This window comes from Rhodoplanes sp. SY1 (genome assembly GCF_046000175.1).
Lineage (GTDB): Bacteria > Pseudomonadota > Alphaproteobacteria > Rhizobiales > Xanthobacteraceae > Rhodoplanes.
On record NZ_JBEOMB010000502.1, the window covers coordinates 1 to 1,201 of the forward strand.

Sequence of the window (1,201 nt, forward strand, 5' to 3'; positions counted from 1 at the left end):
CGGCGCAACAGCAGATGTGCAGTCGAGCGTGCGCAGGGCAAGCTATTTCAGGTTGAAGCCGCCTGCAATCCAATGGCGTCCAGTCCGGATAGTTAGCGCTATTACTGGCGCGAGCATTGTGGCTGCGGCCAATTTAGCAAAGTATTGGCCGGCAAATAAGTTCAATAGCTTTGAGTTTTCAATAACTCCATAGAACGCCGCAACTATAAAAATCATGGTATCAATAAATTGGGAAACGACCATGCCCACCCAGGCGCTGCCCGCAACAGAGTAGCGCCCGCCGATCCGCCGCCGGAGAGCGAGATAAAACACGACATCAAGGCGTTGGCTAACAAAGTAGGCAAACAAGCCAGCAATACAAATTCGAGCGGTTGAGCCGAGAGTGGTTTCGAAGGCGCTCTGATGCATCCATGACTGGTCTGGCGGCAACCAAATCGTCAGGTAAAAAATTGCTACCGAAAAAATCATCGAGACGAGACCGATGTAGACGATCGATCTCGCTACTTTGCTCCCATACATTTCTGCAGCTGTATCAATTAGTATAAAGCTTATCGAGAAACAGATTATGGCCGAAGTAGCAGACAGCTGAAACGGCATCAGAATGAGCTTGTTTGCAACAACTGTGCTGGCAACTATCGAAGAGCAATAAATCATCGCAAAAGCAAGCAGAAATAACTGAGAGCGAGATTGCATGGGACGCTCCGGTGAGTGTCGACGCCGAGCTAATTTGCATTGAGACATCAGTATCACTTATGCTATCTTAAAGCGAGCCTTCGTGAAACATCATTTCCAGCGATGAGGGAGCGATGCCTGGATTCGCATCAGCAACACGGTTGAATTTTGAGCCGGTACGTAAATTTTTGCACGGCGCAAGGGGGCGATCACAAGAAGAGATTATAATATCATTTCTTATAGCAACGGTAATAGAAGACCCAATAGCTAGTCATGGGGCTGTATTGATTAGTCACAAAAATAGTACAAAACTCAGCTTGTTCAATCAAGACGATTTTCTATTTAATGAAAAACTTTTAGATCCGAAGCATAGAGCGTCTTGGCGGATGGAGTTCTCAAGCAATGAGGGAATTGCAGGGCTTTGCTTCGATAGACGGAGCACGCAGGTGTTCTGCCGAAAAACCGCCAGTTCGGAGATGATCGAGTGTTTCGTCGGAAATAGTCCTATTGAGAACATGGTTTGTATTCC

General features: G+C 47.0%; 2 protein-coding genes. One reads left to right on the forward strand and one right to left on the reverse strand.

What is annotated here, in order from left to right; all coding sequences use genetic code 11:
* Nucleotides 1-42: 42 nt before the first annotated feature.
* Nucleotides 43-693: a queuosine precursor transporter gene (locus ABTU92_RS30610; protein ID WP_408095284.1), complete on the reverse strand. Its 651-nt coding sequence runs from the start codon at nt 691-693 to the stop codon at nt 43-45.
* 113 nt (nt 694-806) lie between these two features.
* Between ABTU92_RS30610 and ABTU92_RS30615 the strand changes: the two genes are divergently transcribed.
* Nucleotides 807-1,201, forward strand: a 395-nt coding sequence (locus ABTU92_RS30615) for a hypothetical protein (protein ID WP_408095285.1), incomplete at its 3' end; no start/stop codon positions are given.

Coding starts and splice junctions, on each gene's coding strand:
- ABTU92_RS30610 (WP_408095284.1), bottom strand. CDS start 693: ATGCAATCTCGCTCTCAGTTATTTCTGCTTGCTTTTGCGATGATTTAT.